At 72.4% G+C, this 19041-nt stretch carries 19 protein-coding genes; 8 read left to right on the forward strand and 11 right to left on the reverse strand.

All coding sequences use genetic code 11. The annotated features are described in order from the left end of the window. Positions 1-6: 6 nt before the first annotated feature. Together ACODT0_RS09555 and pdxR are read right to left on the reverse strand one after the other, a co-directional pair. Positions 7-1092 carry a catalase family protein gene (locus ACODT0_RS09555; RefSeq protein WP_489041131.1) on the reverse strand — a complete coding sequence of 362 codons (1086 nt, stop codon included), beginning with the start codon at positions 1090-1092 and terminating at the stop codon, positions 7-9. A gap of 113 nt (positions 1093-1205) precedes the next feature. Beyond that, entirely contained in the window at positions 1206-2687 is a 1482-nt protein-coding gene (gene pdxR / locus ACODT0_RS09560; RefSeq protein WP_489041132.1) for a MocR-like pyridoxine biosynthesis transcription factor PdxR, read from the reverse strand. Between the two features lie 83 nt (positions 2688-2770). On the opposite strand from pdxR, the gene ACODT0_RS09565 reads away from it, so the two are divergent. From ACODT0_RS09565 to dbpA, 3 genes are all read left to right on the forward strand, one after another. Continuing rightward, positions 2771-4018, forward strand: a complete 1248-nt coding sequence (locus ACODT0_RS09565; protein ID WP_082322004.1) for an MFS transporter — start codon at positions 2771-2773, stop codon at positions 4016-4018. Between the two features lie 418 nt (positions 4019-4436). Further along, the gene (gene infA, locus ACODT0_RS09570) at positions 4437-4715 is read left to right on the forward strand and encodes a translation initiation factor IF-1 (protein WP_057597684.1); all 279 of its coding nucleotides are present in this window, start codon (positions 4437-4439) and stop codon (positions 4713-4715) included. Positions 4716-4852: 137 nt separating this feature from the next. Beyond that, a complete protein-coding gene (gene dbpA / locus ACODT0_RS09575) occupies positions 4853-6259 on the forward strand; it encodes an ATP-dependent RNA helicase DbpA (protein ID WP_413761982.1) in 1407 nt (468 codons plus the stop codon). Here the strand turns inward: dbpA and ACODT0_RS09580 are convergent. Then, positions 6234-7682 carry an MATE family efflux transporter gene (locus ACODT0_RS09580; RefSeq protein WP_489041133.1) on the reverse strand — a complete coding sequence of 483 codons (1449 nt, stop codon included), beginning with the start codon at positions 7680-7682 and terminating at the stop codon, positions 6234-6236. The two genes, dbpA and ACODT0_RS09580, sit on opposite strands and share 26 nt — an antisense overlap. Positions 7683-7768: 86 nt before the next feature. Between ACODT0_RS09580 and ACODT0_RS09585 the strand changes: the two genes are divergently transcribed. The 4 genes from ACODT0_RS09585 (at position 7769) to ACODT0_RS09600 (ending at position 10669) form a co-directional block, all read left to right on the forward strand. Beyond that, positions 7769-7939: a hypothetical protein gene (locus ACODT0_RS09585; RefSeq protein ID WP_172705803.1), complete on the forward strand. Its 171-nt coding sequence runs from the start codon at positions 7769-7771 to the stop codon at positions 7937-7939. Positions 7940-8050: 111 nt separating this feature from the next. Beyond that, positions 8051-8371 (forward strand): hypothetical protein, encoded by a 321-nt coding sequence (locus ACODT0_RS09590; protein ID WP_057597681.1) that lies wholly within the window; start codon positions 8051-8053, stop codon positions 8369-8371. Between the two features lie 16 nt (positions 8372-8387). Next, positions 8388-9395, forward strand: coding sequence for a MerR family transcriptional regulator (locus ACODT0_RS09595; protein WP_489041134.1), 1008 nt, complete (start codon positions 8388-8390; stop codon positions 9393-9395). Between the two features lie 56 nt (positions 9396-9451). Beyond that, complete coding sequence (locus tag ACODT0_RS09600; RefSeq protein WP_489041135.1) at positions 9452-10669, forward strand: acyltransferase family protein; 1218 nt, start codon at positions 9452-9454, stop codon at positions 10667-10669. Here ACODT0_RS09600 and ACODT0_RS09605 read toward each other — a convergent pair. Next, on the reverse strand, positions 10606-11493 hold the full coding sequence (locus ACODT0_RS09605; RefSeq protein WP_261208871.1) for a LysR family transcriptional regulator: 888 nt from the start codon (positions 11491-11493) through the stop codon (positions 10606-10608). The genes ACODT0_RS09600 and ACODT0_RS09605 overlap by 64 nt on opposite strands. Before the next feature lie 80 nt (positions 11494-11573). On the opposite strand from ACODT0_RS09605, the gene ACODT0_RS09610 reads away from it, so the two are divergent. After that, a complete protein-coding gene (locus tag ACODT0_RS09610) occupies positions 11574-12488 on the forward strand; it encodes an EamA family transporter (RefSeq protein WP_208513064.1) in 915 nt (304 codons plus the stop codon). Positions 12489-12492: 4 nt separating this feature from the next. Here ACODT0_RS09610 and ACODT0_RS09615 read toward each other — a convergent pair whose 3' ends face one another. The 7 genes from ACODT0_RS09615 to ACODT0_RS09645 all read right to left on the reverse strand — a co-directional run bounded on the left by ACODT0_RS09615 (position 12493) and on the right by ACODT0_RS09645 (position 19023). Further along, on the reverse strand, positions 12493-13416 hold the full coding sequence (locus ACODT0_RS09615; RefSeq protein ID WP_489041136.1) for a fatty acid desaturase family protein: 924 nt from the start codon (positions 13414-13416) through the stop codon (positions 12493-12495). 55 nt (positions 13417-13471) lie between these two features. Further along, positions 13472-14146 (reverse strand): GntR family transcriptional regulator, encoded by a 675-nt coding sequence (locus ACODT0_RS09620; RefSeq protein ID WP_057598405.1) that lies wholly within the window; start codon positions 14144-14146, stop codon positions 13472-13474. A gap of 34 nt (positions 14147-14180) precedes the next feature. Continuing rightward, entirely contained in the window at positions 14181-15473 is a 1293-nt protein-coding gene (locus ACODT0_RS09625; RefSeq protein ID WP_489041137.1) for an FAD-dependent oxidoreductase, read from the reverse strand. Continuing rightward, a complete protein-coding gene (locus tag ACODT0_RS09630) occupies positions 15470-15733 on the reverse strand; it encodes a 2Fe-2S iron-sulfur cluster-binding protein (protein WP_296799798.1) in 264 nt (87 codons plus the stop codon). The genes ACODT0_RS09625 and ACODT0_RS09630 overlap by 4 nt, the downstream gene beginning before the upstream one ends. Continuing rightward, a complete protein-coding gene (locus ACODT0_RS09635; protein WP_489041138.1) occupies positions 15730-16845 on the reverse strand; it encodes an NAD(P)/FAD-dependent oxidoreductase in 1116 nt (371 codons plus the stop codon). Before ACODT0_RS09635 ends, ACODT0_RS09630 begins: the two co-directional genes overlap by 4 nt. Positions 16846-16853: 8 nt before the next feature. Next, the gene (locus tag ACODT0_RS09640; RefSeq protein WP_489041139.1) at positions 16854-17798 is read right to left on the reverse strand and encodes a 4-hydroxyproline epimerase; all 945 of its coding nucleotides are present in this window, start codon (positions 17796-17798) and stop codon (positions 16854-16856) included. A 91-nt stretch (positions 17799-17889) separates the two neighbouring features. After that, complete coding sequence (locus ACODT0_RS09645; RefSeq protein WP_057593242.1) at positions 17890-19023, reverse strand: branched-chain amino acid ABC transporter substrate-binding protein; 1134 nt, start codon at positions 19021-19023, stop codon at positions 17890-17892. Positions 19024-19041 lie beyond the last annotated feature (18 nt).

Below are 19041 nucleotides of genomic sequence, written 5' to 3' on the forward strand. Positions count from 1 at the left end.
CGCCGCTCAGCGGTGCAGCGGGCAGCCGTTGCGCTCGCCGCGAAATTCCGACGAGGCCGCATAGGCCGCCTTGCGCGCGCGCATCACGCCGCCCAGCGGCCGGTGCGCCGCGAGCGCCTGCCAGGGGCTGAAGGCCATGCCGTCGTCCATCTCGCGCGACAGCTCCTCGCTCCAGCCTGCTTGCGGCGGCGCCAGCACGCGCGCGACCGTCACGTAGGGACTGAGTTCCTGCGGCCATTCGACCGAGGCGTCCTCGACCGGCATGCGCTCGAGGTCGACGCAGAGTTGGGCCCGCAGCTCCCATTCGCCGCCGTGCGTGCGCAGGAAGTCCATCACCGCCTCGCGCGTGCCGTCGGGCTTGCCGTCCAGATGCAGTTCCGCCTTCTCGAGCGCCACGAGCGCATCGGACACCGGCGCGAGCTGCAGCTTGGCGATGTGATCGCCGAAGCGGATCGGCACCTGGGTGAAGAAGGTGGCGCCCAGCGGATGGGTCAGCGGATGCGCGCCCAGCGCGACCAGCTTCGCGCTCGAGCCGCCCGCGACCTCGATCAGCTTCTCGATGCTCTGCAGCACGCCCGACAGCAGCAGCTTGCCGGTCGGCGCGCGGTCGGTGGTGGCGGCGAGCAGCTTGAGGCTGCGCAGGAAGCCACGCGCGTCGGGCGCGACGAACACCGGGCCGTCGACGAACAGGAAGTCCTGCGTGGTGTGGCCCTCGGAGCCCTCGACGCGCTCGCCCTCAACATCGAACAACTTGAGCGCCATGCCGCGCGGCAGCGAGATGCGGTCGTCGAGCACCTCGGCCGGCGGCGTCGACAGCCGCATCGCCGCGCGATGGCGCCCCGGCCTGGCGAACAGGCCCTGTGCGTACTCGGGCGGCAGGCCTTCGGGCACGACGAGTTCGGCATGCAGCAGGCCGTGGCTCTTGGCGTGCACGGCGCGCATGGCATGGCCGGTGTGCTCGGCCATGGTCTGCGCCATCTCGCGCAAGGTGGCGACCAGCTCGATCTGGGTCTGGGCCTCGTCCTCGCGCTCGGTCTCGACGGAGGGATCGAAGCGCACCGGAGTGCGGGCATGCGTGGCGGTGTCGTTCATGGTCGAGGCTCCTTTGGCATCCTGGGTCGGACCATTGAGCGTGGCGCCACCGGCGCGCGGTGTAGGCCGTCGGCTCCCGTGGCTGCGCTCGACCGCCTGCACGGGAGGCTGCGTCAGCCGGCGCGGGCGAGCTGCGCCACGCGCCGGATCGCGTCGTCGATGCGCGCGGCCTCGATCAGCCCGTAGCCGAAGGCCAGGCCCTCGGGCACGTCGGCCGCATGCGGATCGAGCGCATAGCGCGACAGCGGCGCCAGCGCGATGCCGGCCTCGGCCGCGCGCCGGGCCAGCAGGTCGGCGCGCAGCGGCGCATGCAGCCGGGCCGACAGATGCAGGCCGGCCTGCGAGGGAATGGCCTCGAACAGGTCCGCGCCGTGGCGCACCAGCGCCTCGAGCAGCGCGCGGCGGCGCTCGCCGTAGACCTTGCGCATCTTGCGGATGTGGCGCGCCAGGTGGCCCTCGGCGATGAAGTCGGCCAGCGCGTCCTGGCCCAGCACCGGGCTGTGCCAGTCGGCCAGCTCGCGCATGCGCACCAGCGCCGCGCGCGCCCACGGCGGCGCCACCACGAAGCCCAGGCGCAGCGCGGGAAAGAGGCTCTTCGAGAAGGTGCCCACGTAGCAGACCGAGTCGGCGCGGTCCAGCGTCTGCAGCGCGTCGAGCGGGCGGCCGGCGAAGCGAAATTCGCTGTCGTAGTCGTCCTCGATCACCACCGCCTGGCGCTCGCGCGCGAAGGCCAGCAGCGCGGCGCGCCGCGGCGTCGACATGGCCACGCCGGTGGGGAACTGGTGCGAGGGCGTCACGCAGATCACGCGCGCCTCGGCCGGCAGCCGCTCGACGCACAGGCCCTCGGCGTCGGTGGGCACGGGCACCACCTTCGCGCCCGCGGCCGACAAGGCCTCGCGCAGCGAGGGATAGGACAGCTGCTCGACCGCCACCACCGTGCGCCCCGGCACGACGAGGATGCGCGCGAGCAGCCCGAAGGCCTGCTGCGCGCCGGCGGTGACGACGATGTCGTCGGCACCGCAGCCGACCGCGCGCGTGAAGGACACGTGGCGCGCGATCGCCTCGCGCAGCGCCGGCTGGCCGCGTGGATCGGCGTACTGCGCCGCTTCGCCGCCGCCGCGCGCGATGCGGCGCAGCGCGCGGTCGGACAACCGGCGCCAGATGTCGAAGGGCAGCGCGCTCGCATCGGGCAGGCCGATGCGGAAATCGTCGCGCGCCGGGCGCTGCTGCAGCGTGGGCGGCAAGTTGGCACCAGGCACGCGCGGCGGGGCCAGGCGCGGGTCGCGGCGCGGCGTGCCGGCCTCGACCCGTGGCGACCGGCCGCGGCGCGAGGCTGGCAGGGTGTCGGCCACGTAGGTGCCGGCCCCGGGGCGGGCGACCAGGTAGCCCTCGCTGAGCAGCAGGTCGTAGGCCGCCAGCATGGTGTTGCGCGACACGCCCAGGCGCTGCGCGAGCGCGCGCGTGGCGGGCAGGCGGGCACCGGGCCGCAGCCGGCCGTCGAGGATGGCGGCGTGCAGCTGCCGGTGCAGCTCGCGCAGCAGTTCGCGCGAGCCGGTCGCGGGCAGCTGCAGGGACAGCTCGAAAAGTGGCTCCATGGAATTGGCCAATTGTGGTTCTTTTGAGGAACCAATCGCAAGCCTACGCTGGAGTCCTTGGAATGCTCGATGGAGAACCCGCCATGCACCACGATCCCGCCCCCTCTTCCACCGCTCCCGCCACGCCGGAACGCCTGCCGCCGAGCCTCGCCTGGCTCGCGCTCGGCGCCTTCGCGATCGGCACCGAGAGCTTCATCGTCGCGGGCCTGCTGCCGGTGCTCGCGGCCGACCTGCGGATCAGCCCCACGCATGCGGGCCAGCTCGTGCTGCTGTTCGCGCTCAGCTATGCGATCGGCTCGCCGCTGATGGCCGCGGCCTGCGCGCGCTTCGGCCGCCGGCCGCTGCTGGTCGCGAGCCTCGCGGCCTTCAGCGGCCTGACGCTGCTGGCGTCGATGGCGCAGGGCTTCGGCCAGCTCGCGCTGGCGCGGCTGGCGCTGGGCCTGGTGGCGGGCGTGTTCGTGCCGACCGCGAGCGCGGTGGCGGCTTCGCTGGTGTCGCCCGCATTGCGCGGCCGTGCGCTGGCGATCGTCACCGGCGGCGGCACGCTGGCGGTGGCGCTCGGCGTGCCGCTGGGCGCCTGGATCGCGGGCTGGGGCGGCTGGCGCACGGCCTACCTGCTGATCGCCGCGCTGGGCCTGGTCGCGACCGTGGGACTGGCGGCCGGGCTGCCACGCCGGCTCGCGGTGGCGGCGCCCGCCGCATCGGGCGGCGCGGCCTTCGCCGTGCTGCGCGCGCCGGGCGTGCTGGCCGGACTCGGCGTCAGCGTGCTCTGGACCACGGGCGGCTTCAGCTTCTACACCTACATCGCCCTCTTCCTCTCGCGCACGGTGGGCATCGGCCCCGAAGGTATCGGCGCGGTGTTCGTCGCCATCGGCGTGGCGGCGGCGCTCGGCACCGCGGCCGGCGGCTGGGCCACCGACCGCTTCGGCGCCGACCGGGTGGCGCGCGGCTTCGCGCTGCTGCTGGTGGCGGTCCTCGGCGGGCTGTCGCTCGCGGCCCAGGCGCTGCCCGGCGGCCTGGCGCTGCCGGCCGTGGTGGGCCTGGCGGCGCTGTGGGGTTTCGCGGGCTGGGGCTTCGGGCCGGCGCAGGCGGTGCGGCTGATCCGGCTGGCGCCCGAGCGCGCGCCGATGACGCTGTCGCTCAACGCCTCGGCGATCTACCTCGGGATCGCGGCCGGCTCGCTGTTCGGTGGCGTGGCGATCGCGTGGTTCGGCGTGAGCGCCGTCGGCTGGGTGGGCGCGGCCTGCCAGCTGGCCGGCGTGCTGCTGCTGGCCCGGGGCCGCCAGCGCGGCGGTGCGCTCGCGCGGGTCGGGGAGCCTGCGACGGCCTGAGGGCTTTCAGCTCCTCTTTTAATAGCAATATCGGCCGATTTGTCGCGCGTTCGCGCCAGTCCCGACCGAAACCTGAGCAACAGTCATGCCAGTCCGGTTACAATGCCGGGTTCGTTTCGATACTACGACGAAGTCTTTTCTCGTCACCCCACCGGCTGGCCGATTGGCACCGAGGCCCCCTGAACCCGATTTGAAATCCCCGGGTTCCGCACCTCCCCCGCCAGGCACGCCGGTTCTTGCCGTGTGTTGGAGCGCCAGTTCCGGCGCCCATGATTGCCACCACGGTCTTCGTTCATGTTGAAGCGAGCAGAGCGCGTCCCCGCTGCGCCGTGTGTGTCGGCCGGCCGTCGCGCCTGAAACCAAACACGACGGATTTCATTCATATCCAACAGACAACGAAGATTTGAGGTAATAAAGCATGCCGAAGGAAGAACTGATCGAAATGAACGGCGCAGTGACCGAAGTCCTGCCCGATTCGCGCTACCGCGTCACGCTCGACAACGGTCACCAGCTGATCGCCTACAGCGGCGGCAAGATGCGCAAGCACCACATCCGCATCCTGGCGGGCGACAAGGTGTCGCTGGAGCTCTCGCCCTACGACCTGACCAAAGGCCGCATCACCTTCCGCCACCTGGAACGCCGCGGTCCTCCGCCGACGGGTCCCGGCGGCAACAACGGCGGCGCCCAGCGCCGCTGAACGACCGGCAAGCGCCGACCGTCGCAGCCCCCGAGGGCCTTGCAGCACTGTCGCCCTGGCGGCGGGCTGCAAGGCCCTGATTTTTTGCTCCTCCGACTCTTCTCCAAGCTTCCGCCGGGCCTGCTGGCGGCCACGCCATGACCACCACCTCCCCCGACGACTTCGCCACCCTGCCGCTCGCGCCGCAGATGCTGGCCAACCTCGCGCAGCTCGGCTATGCGCGCATGACGCCGATCCAGGCCGCGAGCCTGCCGGTCGCGCTGCTCGGCAAGGACCTGATCGCCCAGGCCAAGACCGGCAGCGGCAAGACCGCCGCCTTCGCGCTGGCGCTGCTGGCCAACCTCAATCCGCGCCGCTTCGCGGTGCAGGCGATGGTGCTGTGCCCCACGCGCGAACTGGCCGACCAGGTCACGACCGAGATCCGACGTCTGGCGCGCGCGGAAGAGAACATCAAGGTGGTCACGCTGTGCGGCGGCGTCGCGCTGCGCGGGCAGACCGCGAGCCTGGCGCATGGCGCCCACGTGGTGGTGGGCACGCCGGGGCGGATCATGGACCACCTCGAGCGCGAGAACCTCGCGCTCGACGCGCTCAACACGCTGGTGCTCGACGAGGCCGACCGCATGCTCGACATGGGCTTCTTCGACGACATCGTGACCGTGGCGCGCCAGTGCCCGAAGGAGCGCCAGACGCTGTTGTTCTCGGCCACCTATCCCGAAGGCATCGCCAAGCTCGCGCAGCAGTTCATGAAGGACCCGCAGCAGATCGCGGTGCAGGCCCAGCACACGGGCAGCGCGATCCGCCAGCGCTGGTATCAGGTCAAGGACAACGAGCGGCTGCACACCGTGAGCCGGCTGCTCGACCACTTCCGCCCGGCCAGCACGCTGGCCTTCTGCAACACCAAGCAGCAGTGCCGCGACCTGGTCGAGGTGCTCAAGGCGCAGGGCTTCAGCGCGCTCGCGCTGTTCGGCGAGCTCGAGCAGCGCGAGCGCGACCAGGTGCTGGTGCAGTTCGCCAACCGCAGCTGCTCGGTGCTGGTGGCCACCGACGTGGCGGCGCGCGGCCTGGACATCGCGCAGCTCGAAGCCGTGATCAACGTCGACGTGACGCCCGATGCCGAGGTGCACGTGCACCGCATCGGCCGCACCGGCCGCGTCGGCCAGCAGGGCGGCGCCGAGGGCCTGGCGCTGAACCTCGCGAGCATGGACGAGATGGGCTTCGTCGGAAAGATCGAGCAACTGCAGGGCCGCGAATCCGAATGGCACCCGCTCGCCGAGCTCACGCCCGGCCAGGGCGCGCCGCTCGCGCCGCCGATGGCCACGCTGCAGATCGTGGGCGGGCGCAAGGAGAAGATCCGCGCCGGCGACGTGCTGGGCGCGCTGACCGGCGACTGCGGCTATGCGAAGGAGCAGGTCGGCAAGATCAACGTCAACGAATACTCGACCTACGTCGCGGTCGAGCGCGGCATCGCCGCCGAGGCGGCGCGCCGGCTCAACGACGGCCGCATCAAGGGCAAGAGCGTCAAGGTCCGGCTGCTGGATCTCTGAGGTCGCCCGCGAGCGCGGCGGCGCCGCCGGCCGCCGAGGTCGGCGCGACCGGCGCGTCGAGCACCGGTACCACGTCTTCGGGCGGCGCCGGCGCGACATCCTCGCGCAGCGCCAGCCGGTTCGCGAGCCGGAACGCCACCGTCACCGCGAGCACGCCGAAGATCGAGGCGCCCACCGCCTGCCCGATCAGCACGCCGGCCGCGCCGTACTGCGCGCCCCACCAGACGAAAGGCACCGTGCCCACCGTCGCGCGGCCCCAGTTGAAGGCCGTCGACAGCAGCGGATGGCCGAGGTTGTTGAACGAGGCATTGGCCACGAACAGCCCGCCCGCGAAGAAGAAGCTGGCCGCCAGCCAGCTGCAGAACAGCGCGATCAGCTCGGCCGAGACGCCGTCGGCCGAGAAGGCGCGGATCAGCAGGTCCTGCCCCAGCGCCAGCACCGCCCAGGCCACCGCCACCGACACGCCCATGACCAGCAGGCTGTCGCGCAGCCCCTGGCGCACGCGCCGGTACTGCCCGGCGCCGAGGTTCTGCGCCAGGATCGGCCCGACCGCGCCGCTCAGCGCATAGACCAGCCCGAAGGCCACCGGGCTCACGCGGTCGATGGTGGCGGCGCCGGCCACGGCCGCCGGCCCGAACTGCGCGATGCTGTGGGTGACGAAGGCGGCGCTCACCGGCGTCGCGAGATTGGTCAGCACGGCCGGCCCGGCCACCGCGGCCATCGCGCGGGCGTCGGCGCCCAGCTGCTTCGGCTCGAAGCGGCCCAGCATGCGGTGCCGCACCGCCACGCCGTGCAGCCCGACCGCGGCCAGCGCCAGCCGCGAGAACACCGCGCTGACGGCGGCGCCGTCGAGCCCCATGCCGAAGCCGAAGATCAGGATCGGGTCGAGCACCGCGGTGACGAAGGCGCCGACCAGCGTGACCATCATGGCGCGCCGCGCATCGCCGACCGCGCGCAGCAGCGCCGAGCAGGCCATGCCCAGGCCGAGCAGCGGCATCGTGTGCACCGTGATCGCGAGGTAGCGCTGCGCGAAGCGCGCGGTCTCGCCCTCGGCGCCCAGCGCATGCACGGCCGGGCCGAGGAAGAAGGCGGTGCCGCTGCCGGCCACCAGCGAGATCGCCGCCATCAGCACCAGGCTCGCAGTGGCGATACGGCGCGCGTCGTGCGCGCGGCCCGCGCCCACGGTGCGCGAGACCACGGCGGCGATGCCGATCATCAGCCCGATGCACAGCGAGGTGTGGAAGAAGCCGACCACGCCCGCGAAACCCACGGCCGCGGCGATGGCTTTCTCGCCGAGCAGCGAGATGTAGAACAGGTTGATCAGGTCGACCGCGAACACCGCGATCAGGCCGATGGCGCCGGTGCCCGCCATCACGCAGACATGCCGCAGCAGCGAGCCCGTGACGAACCTCGGCCGGGCCATGTCTCCCCCCATTGCGCTTTCTGGCATGCAAAATCCTCGCTGTGGCCTAATTACGCCTTCGAACTTCACTTTTACCCGAGCTTTCCATGCCCAAGAAAATCCGTACCGAAGCCGACCGTCTCGCCAGCCCGAAGCCCGTGCCCCTGCCCGGCTTCACCCTGCCGCGCAACGGTGGCGGCCAGAAGGTCAGCCTCGAGCGCGGCACCGCGACGCGCAGCAAGAAGAACCCCGGCAAGCGCGCCAAGAAGGGCGGCTGATCCGGCCTTCGCCGCCACGGCCCGCCGGGCCGGTGGCGCGAAACCCCGACAAACGCGCCCGCGGGCGCGTTTCGTCGTTGAGGGGCCCCTGCCAGGGGCTATAACCCTTCGATGTCCGACGACAACCAGATCCTGATCCCGCCCTCGTTCTTCGCCGTCTACACCGACGCGCGGCAGCGGCTGCGCGAGCCCATCGGCGTGGTGCGCGCGCGCTACGAGATCTGCGAGGACCTGGCCAGCCACCTGGTGGGCCATGCGCAGATCCAGCACCACACCGAGGTGCCGGTCGAGAACGAGATCCTGGCGCGCATCCACGCCGGCCTGGCCGCGCCCGAGGCGGGCCTGCAGCCCGGCGAGGCCGACTGGGTGGTGCAGCGGCTGGCCGAGCTGCTGGGCTGGCCCGGGCCCGAACCGGTGCCGTCCGGGGACTGAACCCGGCGCCGCCGCCATGCTGCTCCAGGTCGGCGAACTCGCGCGGCGCACCGGGCTCACGGTGCGCACGCTCCATCACTACGACGCCATCGGCCTGCTCGCGCCCTCGGCGCGCTCGGAGGCCGGCTACCGGCTCTACGGCGCCGACGACATCGCGCGGCTGCACGCGATCCAGGCGCTGCGGCTGCTCGGGCTGCCGCTGGCCGAGATCGGCGGGCTGCTGGGCGCGGGCGGCGAATCGCTGCCCGCGATCGTCGAGCGCCAGATCGCCGCGCTCGACCGGCAGATCGCGCAGGCCACGGCGCTGCGCGAGCGGCTCGCGCTCCTCGAACAGCGGCTGGCCGAGGGCGGCCGCCCCGACACTGGCGACTGGCTCGCGACGCTCGAGCAGATGAGCACCTACGGCCGCTACTTCAGCCCGGAGGAGATCCGTGCGCTGATGGCGAACTGGAAGGCGGTGGCCGACCAGTGGCCGCCGCTGATCGCCGAGGTGAGCGAGCGCATGACGCGCGGCGTGCCGGCCGATGCGCTCGAGCTGCAGCCGCTGGCCGCGCGCTGGATGACGCTGATGGGCCAGTGGATGGACGGCAACTACGACCTGATCGAGCGCTGGGGCGAGATGTACCGCAGCGAGCCGGTGGCGCGGCGCGACGACGGCCCCTCGGCCGCGCTGATCGGCTACATCGAGCAGGCCATCGGCCTGCGCATGGCCGCGCTGCTGCGCCACCTCGACGCCGAGGACTTCGCGCGCCTGGGCACGCCGCCCGACGCGGCCTGGCGCCGGCTCTCGGGCGAACTCGAGGCCCTGCAGGCCCGGGGCGCGGCGCCCGGCGACCCGGCCGTGCAGGCGATCGCGCGCGAGTGGGCCGCGCTGTTCGATGCCTTCTGCGACCACGACCCGGGCATCGCGGCCCGGCTGATGCAGGCCATGGCCACCGAGCCCGTGCTGCAGGCCGCGGCGGTGACCGCGCCGCCGGTGCGCGAGCTGCTGCTGCGCGCCATGGCGACGCTGCGCGCGGCCTGAAAAACCCCTTCGCGCCCGCTTGACCCTGACGTTGCGTGAGGCCCAACAGTGGCCGCATGAACAACGCCAACACCCCTCCTTCCGCCCCGCAACGTCTGCACGCGCTCGACAACCTGCGCGCCCTCATGATGTGGCTGGGCATCGTGCTGCACGTGGCTCTCAACCACATCACCGTCGCCTCGCCGCTGCCCTGGCGCGACCCGCAAACTTCGCGCGTCGCCGACCTGCTGCTGCTGTTCATCCACGGCTTCCGCATGCCGGTGTTCTTCGTGCTCGCGGGCTTCTTCGTCGCGCTGCTGGTCGAGCGGCGCGGCGCCGGCGGCATGCTGCGCCACCGCGCGCTGCGGCTCGCCCTGCCCTTCGCGCTGTTCTGGCCGCCGCTGTTCGCGCTGACCACGCTGCTCGCGATGGTCTACATCCACCTCACGGTGCGTGGCGTGCCGGGACTCGACGCGGCGCTGGCGCCGCCGCGCCCGCCGGGCGGCTCGCCATTCAACACGCTGCACCTGTGGTTCATCTACCAGCTGTTCTGGCTCTGCGTGCTGGCCTGGGCCGGCGCGAAGCTGGGCCGCTTCGTGCCGGCGCGGCTGCGCGCGGGCTTTTCGCGCGGCTTCGAACTGCTGGCGCGCCAGCCCTGGGGCGTCCTGGTGCTGGCGCTGCCGCTGGCGGTGGCCGGGTCCTTCCATCCCACGGGCCTGGCGCCGCAGAGCGGCTCCTTCCTGCCGCCCTGGGGCGAATGGGTGCACAGCGGCCTGTTCTTCGTGTTCGGCCTGTGCCTGCACGGGCGGCAGGAACTGCTCGCCCGCTTCGCCGCGCGCTGCCAGCTCCTGGCGCTCGCGGGCCTGGGCTTCTTCGGCGCGACGCTCGCGCTGCTGGGCGCCGCGCGCGGCACGGCGCCCTTGCCGCATGCCGCGTTCTGGATCGCCTTCGCCTACGGCACCGCCGGCTGGCTCTGGAGCCTGGCGCTGATCGGCGCCTTCGTGCGCTGGCTGCCGCGGCGCAACGGCGTGCTCGACTACCTCTCGCGCAGCTCGTACTGGGTCTACCTGGTCCACATGCTCGGCACCGTCGGCTTCGGCGTGCTGCTGTTCCATGCGCCGCTGGGCGCGCTCGCGAAGATGGGCCTCAACATCGCCGCCACCTCGCTCACCGCGCTCGCGAGCTACGAGCTGCTGGCGCGCCGCACGCCCATCGGGCGGTTGCTCAACGGTCAGCGCGAGGCGAAGCGCTCGAGCAGGAAGTCGACGAAGGCGCGCGTCTTCGCGGCCAGGTGACGCGAGGGATAGACGGCATAGACCGGCGTGCGGTCGGCCTCCCAGTCATCCAGCACCGCCTCGAGCCGGCCCGCGGCCAGTTCGTGCGCGACGTAGATGCGCGGGATCAGGCTCAGGCCGAAGCCCGCGAGCAGCGCGTCGCGCACCGCGAGGCTGGAGCTGACCTTGTAGCGCCCGTCGACCGGCACCGCCACGCTGCGACCGGCGCGCCGGAAGGTCCACTTGTGGGCATGGCCCGAGAGCGTGAACTGCACGCAGTCGAAGGCCTTCAGGTCCTCGGGCCGCGCGGGCCGGCCACGGGCGGCGAAATAGGCCGGCGCGCCGCACAGCACGTGGGTCATGGTCGTGAGCTCGCGCGCCACCAGGCTCGAGTCCTCGAGCCGGTCGCTGCCGCGGATCGCGAGGTCGTATCCGCCGCCGATCAGGTCGGTGCGCGCGTCCTGCAGGTCGAGCTCGAGCCTGAGGTTCGGATGGCGCTCCATGAAGGCCGGGATGCCGGGCGAGATGCAGGTCAGCGCGAAGGTCAGCGGCGCGCTGACCCGCAGCACGCCCGACGGGCTGCTGCCCATCGGCGCGAGCGCGGCGTCGGCCTCGCTCAGATCGTCGAGGATGCGCGAGAGCCGCTGGTGGTAGGCCGCGCCGGCCTCGGTGAGGCTCATGCTGCGCGTGGTGCGGTTGATGAGCCGCACCTTCAAGTGCGCCTCGAGCTCGGCGATGTTCTTGCTGACCGCGGCGGCCGACAGCCCGAGCTGGCGCGCCGCGCCCGCGAAACTGCCGCTGGTGGCGGCGGTGCGGAAGACCTGGAGGGCGGTGAGATGGTCCATGATCCACAACCATTGGTAATGAATCAATTCATTATTCAGACATTCACAACCAGCGGTCAATTGAATAGATTCAAGCCTCCATGACCGATACCACCGACCGCAGCGCCCGCCCTCCCGCCCGGGGCGCCGACATCCTGCTGACCGCCGCCGCGCCCGCGATCTGGGGCAGCACCTACATCGTCACCACCGAGCTGCTGCCCGCGAACTACCCGCTCACGGTCGCGATGCTGCGCGCGCTGCCCGCGGGCCTGCTGCTGCTGGCCATCGTGCGGCAGTTGCCCGAACGCGCCTGGTGGGGCCGCATCCTGGTGCTGGGCGCGCTCAATTTCTCGCTGCTGTGGGCGATGCTGTTCATCGCGGCCTACCGGCTGCCGGGCGGGGTGGCGGCCACGATCACCTCGCTGCAGCCGCTGATGGTGGTGTTCCTCGCGAGCGCGCTGCTCGGCACGCGGGTGCGCGCGCTGTCGGTGGTGGCGGCCGCCGTGGGCTTCGGCGGCGTGGCGCTGCTGGTGCTCACGCCGCAGGCCAGGCTCGATGCGGTGGGCATCGCGGCGGCGCTCGCGGGCGCGGTGTCGATGGCCTTCGGCACCGTGCTGGCGCGGCGCTGGCAGCCGCCGGTCTCGGCGCTGACCTTCACCGCCTGGCAGCTCACCGCGGGCGGCCTGCTGCTGCTGCCGGTGGCGCTGTGGCTCGAACCGGCGCTGCCGCCGCTCACGGCCACCAACTGGCTGGGCTTCGGCTGGCTGGGCCTGGTGGGCGCCGCGCTGACCTACATCCTGTGGTTTCGCGGCGTGGCCCGGCTGGAGCCGGCCGCCATCGCCTCGCTGGCCTTCCTGAGCCCGGTGACGGCCGTGATCCTCGGCTGGGTGCTGCTGGGCCAGCGGCTGTCGCCGCTGCAGGTGGCGGGCATCGCCATCGTGATCGCGAGCATCTGGCTGAGCCAGCATGCGCAGCGCGGGGCGCTGCCCACGGCGGCGCGGCCCGCGACGCGCTGAAGTTTCAGGCCGCGGTGGCCTGCTTGAGCAGGCTCAGGTAGCCGGGCTGCACCTCCATGCGCGCGGTGGTGCCACCGCGCTGCAACAGCCGGTGCGCCCGCGGCAGGCTCCAGCACGGCAGGCTGGTGAACATGTGATGCTCGCAGTGGTAGTTGACCCAGTAGGGCGCGATGAAGATGCGCTCGGCCAGGTTGGCATGCGTGGTGCGCGCCTGGCGCAGCGGATCGGCCTCGTTCTGCGCCACCAGCGCATGCTCGGCGATGTTGCGCACCCGGCTCACGAGCGGCAGCCAGGTCGCCATGGGCAGCAGCCACATCAGGACCCAGGCCCACCAGTAGCCCGCCAGCGCGAAGGCCAGCAGCCCGAGGCCGTTGGCGAGAAAGAAGCGGCGGTCCTTCGCGAGTTCGCGGGCGAACGCCTTCAGCGCCGATTCGCCCGGTGCACGCTGGCGGATGCCTTCGGCGACATGGCCGAAGCGCTGCTTGTAGAAAGTCTGGCCGCTGAGATCGCGCACGACCTTGCGCCACATCGAGGCGCGCGAGATCGGGAACGGCGCCGACAGCACGAGGTCGGGGTCCTCGGTCTGCTGGACGAAGCGATGATGCTGCAGGTGGTAGGGCCGGTAGTCGCGCAGGGTGGACGAGCACAGCCAGTGGCCGACCCAGTCGTTGACGCGGCGGTTGCGGTGCAGCCCCGCATGGGCCGCGTCGTGCATCAGGATGAACAGGCCGAGCTGGCGCGCGCCGACGATCGGCACCATCAGCGGAAGGGTCCATGGCCAGACGATGCCCACCAGCATCGCGAGGCCGATGACGCCCCAGCAGTGCGCGACCAGCCACAACCCCTTCCACGACGAGCGCGCGGTCAGCGCCTGCCATTCGTCGGTGCTGAAGAAATCCTCGGGGCGGGCTCGGGGTGCGGCGGCCATCGGGCCAGTATGCGCCGCGGGTCCGGACGATGCACGCGGACTTCCCCGCAGACGCCTAGCGGTCGATGATCTTGCGCGCGAAGCGCTCGAGGTAGTCCATCAGCCGGTCGGCGCCCGCGATGGCGGCGGCCTCGTCGCCGGTGGCGATGCCCTGCGCCAGTTCGAGGTGGGCATTGGCGCCCTCGACGATCTCGCCCTGGTGCTGGTAGGCGTACCAGAAGCGGCGGCACTGCACGATCAGCGGCGTCACGGCCTTGACGGCCGAGTCGTTGTGGCTGGCCTGGTGGTTCACCAGGTCGAGCGCATGGTCGGCGCGCATGTAGCCGTCGAGGTCGCCGCGCGCGGCCGCCTCCACCATCTGCTCGGCGCAGCGCACGATCTCCTTGCGCTGCGGCGCGGTGGCGCGGCGCGCGGAGCAGGTGGCGATCAGCTGCTCGAGCACGCGGCGCGTCTGCACCACGTCGAGGTGGTCGGCGAGGTCGATGGTCGACACCAGCAGGCCGCGGCGCGCCTGCTGCACCACCAGGCCGATCGACACCATTCGCATCAGCGCCTCGCGCACCGGCGTGCGGCCCAGGCCGGTGCGCTCGGCCAGCTCGGCCTCGACGATCTGGCTGCCGGGCTCGAGCTGCAGCGTGGACAGCAGGGTCTCGATGGCGTCGTAGGCCATGTCGGCGGCGCGGCGCTTCGGGGCGGACGCGGGGGCAGGGGCGGGAATCGGAGCAGCCATGGAGGTTCGGGGACGCGGATCTGCGTAGTGTGGATCAGTCCGGGTCGCGCGCGCCCAGGCCGGCCAGCGTCGCGATGCGCACGGGCGACAGCGGCGGCCGCGGCGCGGGCGGCGTCCAGCCGAACAGGAACTGCGCGGCGTCTCCGCACACGCGCCCCTGGCACGGCCCCATGCCGCAGCGCTGGTGCAGCTTGGCGTCGGTCCAGCCGCCGCAGCCGGCGAGCGCCGCGAGGGGCACGTCCTCGCAGCGGCACACCAGCGTGTCGGGCCGGGCCAGCGCGCGGATCGCGGGGCCGGGCGCGAAGCCGCGGTGCAGGCGCGTGGCGAAGGCGTTCCAGCGCGCGCGTTCGGCGTATTGCAAGCGTGCGGCCTTTTCGTCGCCGACGGCCGCATGGCCCGCGATGGCGCCCTGCGCGAGCGCGCGTTCGCTGCCGCCGAAGCCCGTGCATTCGCCGGCCGCGTAGACGCCGTCCAGGCTGGTGGCCTGCCGCTCGTCGACGACCAGCGCGAGCGTGCCGCTGTCGCCGAAGGGCGCGAGCGCGCAGCCGAGCATCTGGCCGAGCTGGGTGTTGGGCACGAGGCCGAAGCCGCAGGCCAGGCGCTCGCAATCAATCTCTTGCATGCGGCCGCCCTGGTTCAGGCGCACCGATTCGAGTTGCGTCGTGCCCAGTGCCTCGACCACGTGCGAGCCGGTGCGGTAGGCCGCATCGACCAGCGTCAGCGCCTGCGCCGCCTTGCCGGGCCAGCGCGCGAGCCCCAGCGCGAAGCCCGCGACCGCGCCGAAGGCCGCCTGCTCGGCGATGCGCAGCACCTTCGCGCCCGCCTGGCGCGCGGTGGCCGCGGCTGCCAGCAGCAGCGGGCCGGTGCCGGCGACGACGATGCGCTCGCCCGCCACCGGCAGGCCGGCCTTGATCAGCGCCTGCAGGCCGCCCGCGCCGGTCACGCTCGGCAGGGTCCAGCCCGGGAAGGGCAGCAGGCGTTCGCGCGCGCCGGTGCACAGCACGAGCTTGCTCCAGCGCAGGCGCCAGGCGCGCTCTGCCTCCTCGAGCAGCAGCTCGCGCGGCGCGCTGGCGGCCACCACGCGCGTGCCGCTGTGCACGCGCACGTTGGCGCGGGCGGCCAGCGCCTCGCGCAACCGGCGCGCGGCCGGCGGCAGGGCGACGCCGGGGCCATCGCGCCAGATCTGGCCGCCGGGCACGGGGTTGTCGTCGATCACGACGATGGACGCGCCGCTGGGCGCGGCCGCCAGCGCGGCGGCCATGCCCGCGGGGCCGGCGCCGACGATCAGCAGGTCGCAATGCTCGAGGCCGATGGCGTCGGTGCTCATCGCAGGGTCTCCACGCGCATGCCTTCGCCGCAGACGGTCTGGCAGGCGAGGCGGCGACGGCCGTCGATGGCGACGCGGCATTCCTGGCAGATGCCCATGCCGCAGAAGGGCGCGCGCGGCTGGCCCGTGACGGAGACGCGCGCGACGCCCATGGCCGGGGTCGTGTCGGCGATGCGCAGCGCGGCGGCGACCGAGCTGCCGGCCGCGACGCGCACCTCACGGCCGTCGACCTGCAACAGAACCTGCGGCGCGGCGTTCATGCCACTGCCTCGAGCAGCCGCCCGGGCGCGAAAGGCCGCGCATCGAACGGCGGCGCAGTGCCCGTGCCCGTCATCAGCGCCACCAGCAGCTCGGCGCTGCCCGGCGCGGTGGTCACGCCCAAGCCTTCGTGGCCGAGCGCGAGCCACAGCTTCTCGCGCCATGGATGCGCGCCCAGCAGCGGCAGGCCGTCGGGCGTGGCGGCGCGCAGGCCGGTCCAGCTGCGGATGGCGTTGAGTTCGCCCAGGCCCGGCAGGTAGTCGATCGCGCGCCGCAGCATGCGCGCGAGCATCGCGGGCTCGACCGCGGGATCGGTGGTGTCGAACTGCCGCGAGGAGCCGACCAGCAGTTGCCCCGTGGGCCGCGGCTGCACGTTGAAGGCGACCGAGTCGCCCTCGGCATGGTGCGCACTGGTGACGTAGCCGAGCTCGACCAATTGGTGCCGCACGGTGCCCGGATAGCGGTCGGTGATCAGCAGGTGGCCCTTCTTGGGCCGCAGCGGCAGTTCGGGGCACAGCGCGGCCGCCTCGAGGCCGGCGGCCAGCACGACCTGCGCGGCGCGGCGCCGGCCGCCGTCGACCAGAAGCAGCGTGCCGTCGTCCTCGATGGCCGCGACCCGGGCCTGCTCGAATTCGATCGCATCGCCCGCATCCGCGAGCAGCCAGCGCGCCGCATTCGGCGCATAGAGGATGCCGTCGCCCGGCACCTCGAGCGCGCCCGCGAGGCCGGCGCGCAATGCCGGTTCGGCCATGGCCAATGCCTTCGCATCGAGCAGCCGGCTCGCGATGCCCAGCGCGGCGAGCCGTTCGCGCTTGCGTTCGGCCTCGGCCATCTCCGCGTCGTCGGCGGCGATCCAGAGCGTGCCGCAGGCGCTGTGCGCGCAATCGGCCGGCATGCGCGGCGCGAGCGTGCGCCACAGGTCGATCGAGCGGCTGCTGAGTTCGAGCTCGGCGCGGTTGTCGTCCATCGCCACGAGGTGGCCCATGCCGGCGCCGGTGGCACCGCCCCGGCGCGCATCGATCACGCGCACGCGGCGGCCGGCGCGCGCGAGCGCATGCGCGCAGGCGGCGCCGACGATGCCGGCGCCGATGACGATCGCATCCGCCTCGGCCATCTGCCGTGTCAGAGCCGGATGCCCCAGCCGAAGGGATCGGCCTCGTCGATCAGCAGGGTGGCTTCGGCGCTGATGTGGGCGCGGCCGCGCAGGGTGGGGATGACGCGGCCGTCGTCGGCGGGCTCGTAGCTGGCCTCGAAGCGGCTGCCGATCACGCTGGCCTGCGTCCACGCCTGGCCGGGCGCGAGCTTGCCGTCGGCCGCGAGGCAGGCGATCTTGGCGCTGGTGCCGGTGCCGCAGGGCGAGCGGTCGTAGGCATTGCCGGGGCACAGCACGAAGTTGCGGCTGTCGGCGCCGTCCGCGTCGTCGGCGAACAGTTCGATGTGGTCGATCTCCGCGCCCTCGGCGCCGGTGATGCCCTGCGCCGCGAGCGCGCGCCGCAGCGCGGCCGTGTAGTCGGTGAGCGCGGCGAGGTTGTCGCTCGCCACGCGCTGGCCGTGCGCGGCCTCGCTCACGAGGAAGAACCAGTTGCCGCCCCAGGCCACGTCGCCGCGCACGGTGCCATGGCCCGGCAGCTCGACGGCCACCTGGTGCAGGTGACGGTACGCCGGCACGTTGCGCACGCTGACCGCGCCATCCGCGTGCAGCGTGGTGGTGACGGTGCCCACGGGCGTCTCGATGCGGTGCTCGCCGGGGCCGATGCGGCCCATGTGCGCGAGGCTCGCGACCAGGCCGATGGTGCCGTGGCCGCACATGCCGAGGTAGCCCGCATTGTTGAAGAAGACCACGCCGGCCGCGGCATCGGGCGCGACCGGTTCGCACAGCAGCGCGCCGACCACGACGTCGCTGCCGCGCGGCTCGAGCACGGTGGCGGCGCGCCATTGGTCGTGATGCTCGGCCAGCAGCGCGCGGCGCTCGGCCATGCTGCCGCGGCCGAGGTCCGGGAAGCCGCCGGTCACAAGGCGGGTGGGCTCGCCGCCGGTGTGCGAGTCGATGATCTGGATGCGGTGCATGGAGATGGGCGCATCGCCTTCCTTGAAGACGGCGATGCGTTGAAGGAAAAGGAGGAGGAAGGGGCCGCGGCCCCTTCCGGGAAGGCGTGGCTCAGTAGCTCGCGAGCGCCGTCGGCGCGGCGTTCTTGAAGGTGAACACCGTGATCGGCGCCTGCTTCATGTTGCCCTTGTCGTCGTAGGCATAGGTCGCGGCCACGCCCTTGTAGGTGGTCTTGTAGAGCTCGGCGCCGACCTTGTCGGGATCGATCGAGTTGGCCTTGGCCATCGACTCGCCGATGAACATCACCTGGTCGTAGTACGAAGCCGCGTAGGCATCGGCATCGACGCCGAAGCGCTTCTTGAACTTCTCCTTGAAGGCCGGACCGCTGACCGCCTTCTCGAGGATCGAGCCGCCCTGGGCGCAGAACACCGCGTCGTTGACCGCGTCGCCGCCGAGCTTGCCCATCGCGGGGCTGCACAGCGTGTCGCCGCCGAGCAGCTTGGCGTTGATGCCGAGCTGCTTCATCTGGCGCGTCATCGGCGCGCCCTGCGGCGCATAGCCGCCGAAGAAGATCGCCTCGGGCTGCTTGGCCTTCATGTTGGTCAGGATGGCGGTGAAGTCGACCGCCTTGTCGGTGGTGAACTCCTGGCCGACCACGGTGAGGCCCTGCTTCTTCGCTTCCTTGGTGAACTCCTCGGCGAGCCCCTGGCCGAAGGCGGTGCGGTCGTCGATCACGCCGACCTTGGTGACCTTGAGCACCTTGGCCGCGTACACGGCCATGCTGCCGCCGATCTGGTTGTCGCTCGCGATGATGCGGTAGAGGTTCTTGTAGCCACCCTGCGTGACCTTCGGGTTGGTGCCCACGGTCGACAGCAGCACGCCGCCGTCGCTGTAGACGCGCGAGGCCGGGATGGCCACGCCCGAGCAGTACGGGCCCATGACGAACTTGACGTTGTCGTCGACGAACTTCTGCGCCACGGCCACGCCGCTCTTGGCGTCGCAGGCATCGTCCTCCGACTTGAGTTCGAACTTGAGCGTCTTGCCGCCGACCACGAGCTTCTTGGCGTTGAGCTCCTCGATCGCGAGGCGCACGCCGTTCTCGTTGTCCTTGCCCGCGAACGCATTGGGGCCGGAGAGCGGCCCGGTATGGCCGATCTTGACCACCTGCTCCTGCGCCTTCGCCTGGGTTGCGAGGGCCAGCGCCACGAGGCCGAGCAGCGGAATCATCTTCGATGGTGTCTTCATGCTTCTTCCTGGATAAGG

The sequence above is a fragment of the Variovorax sp. FG153 genome (genome assembly GCF_057809595.1).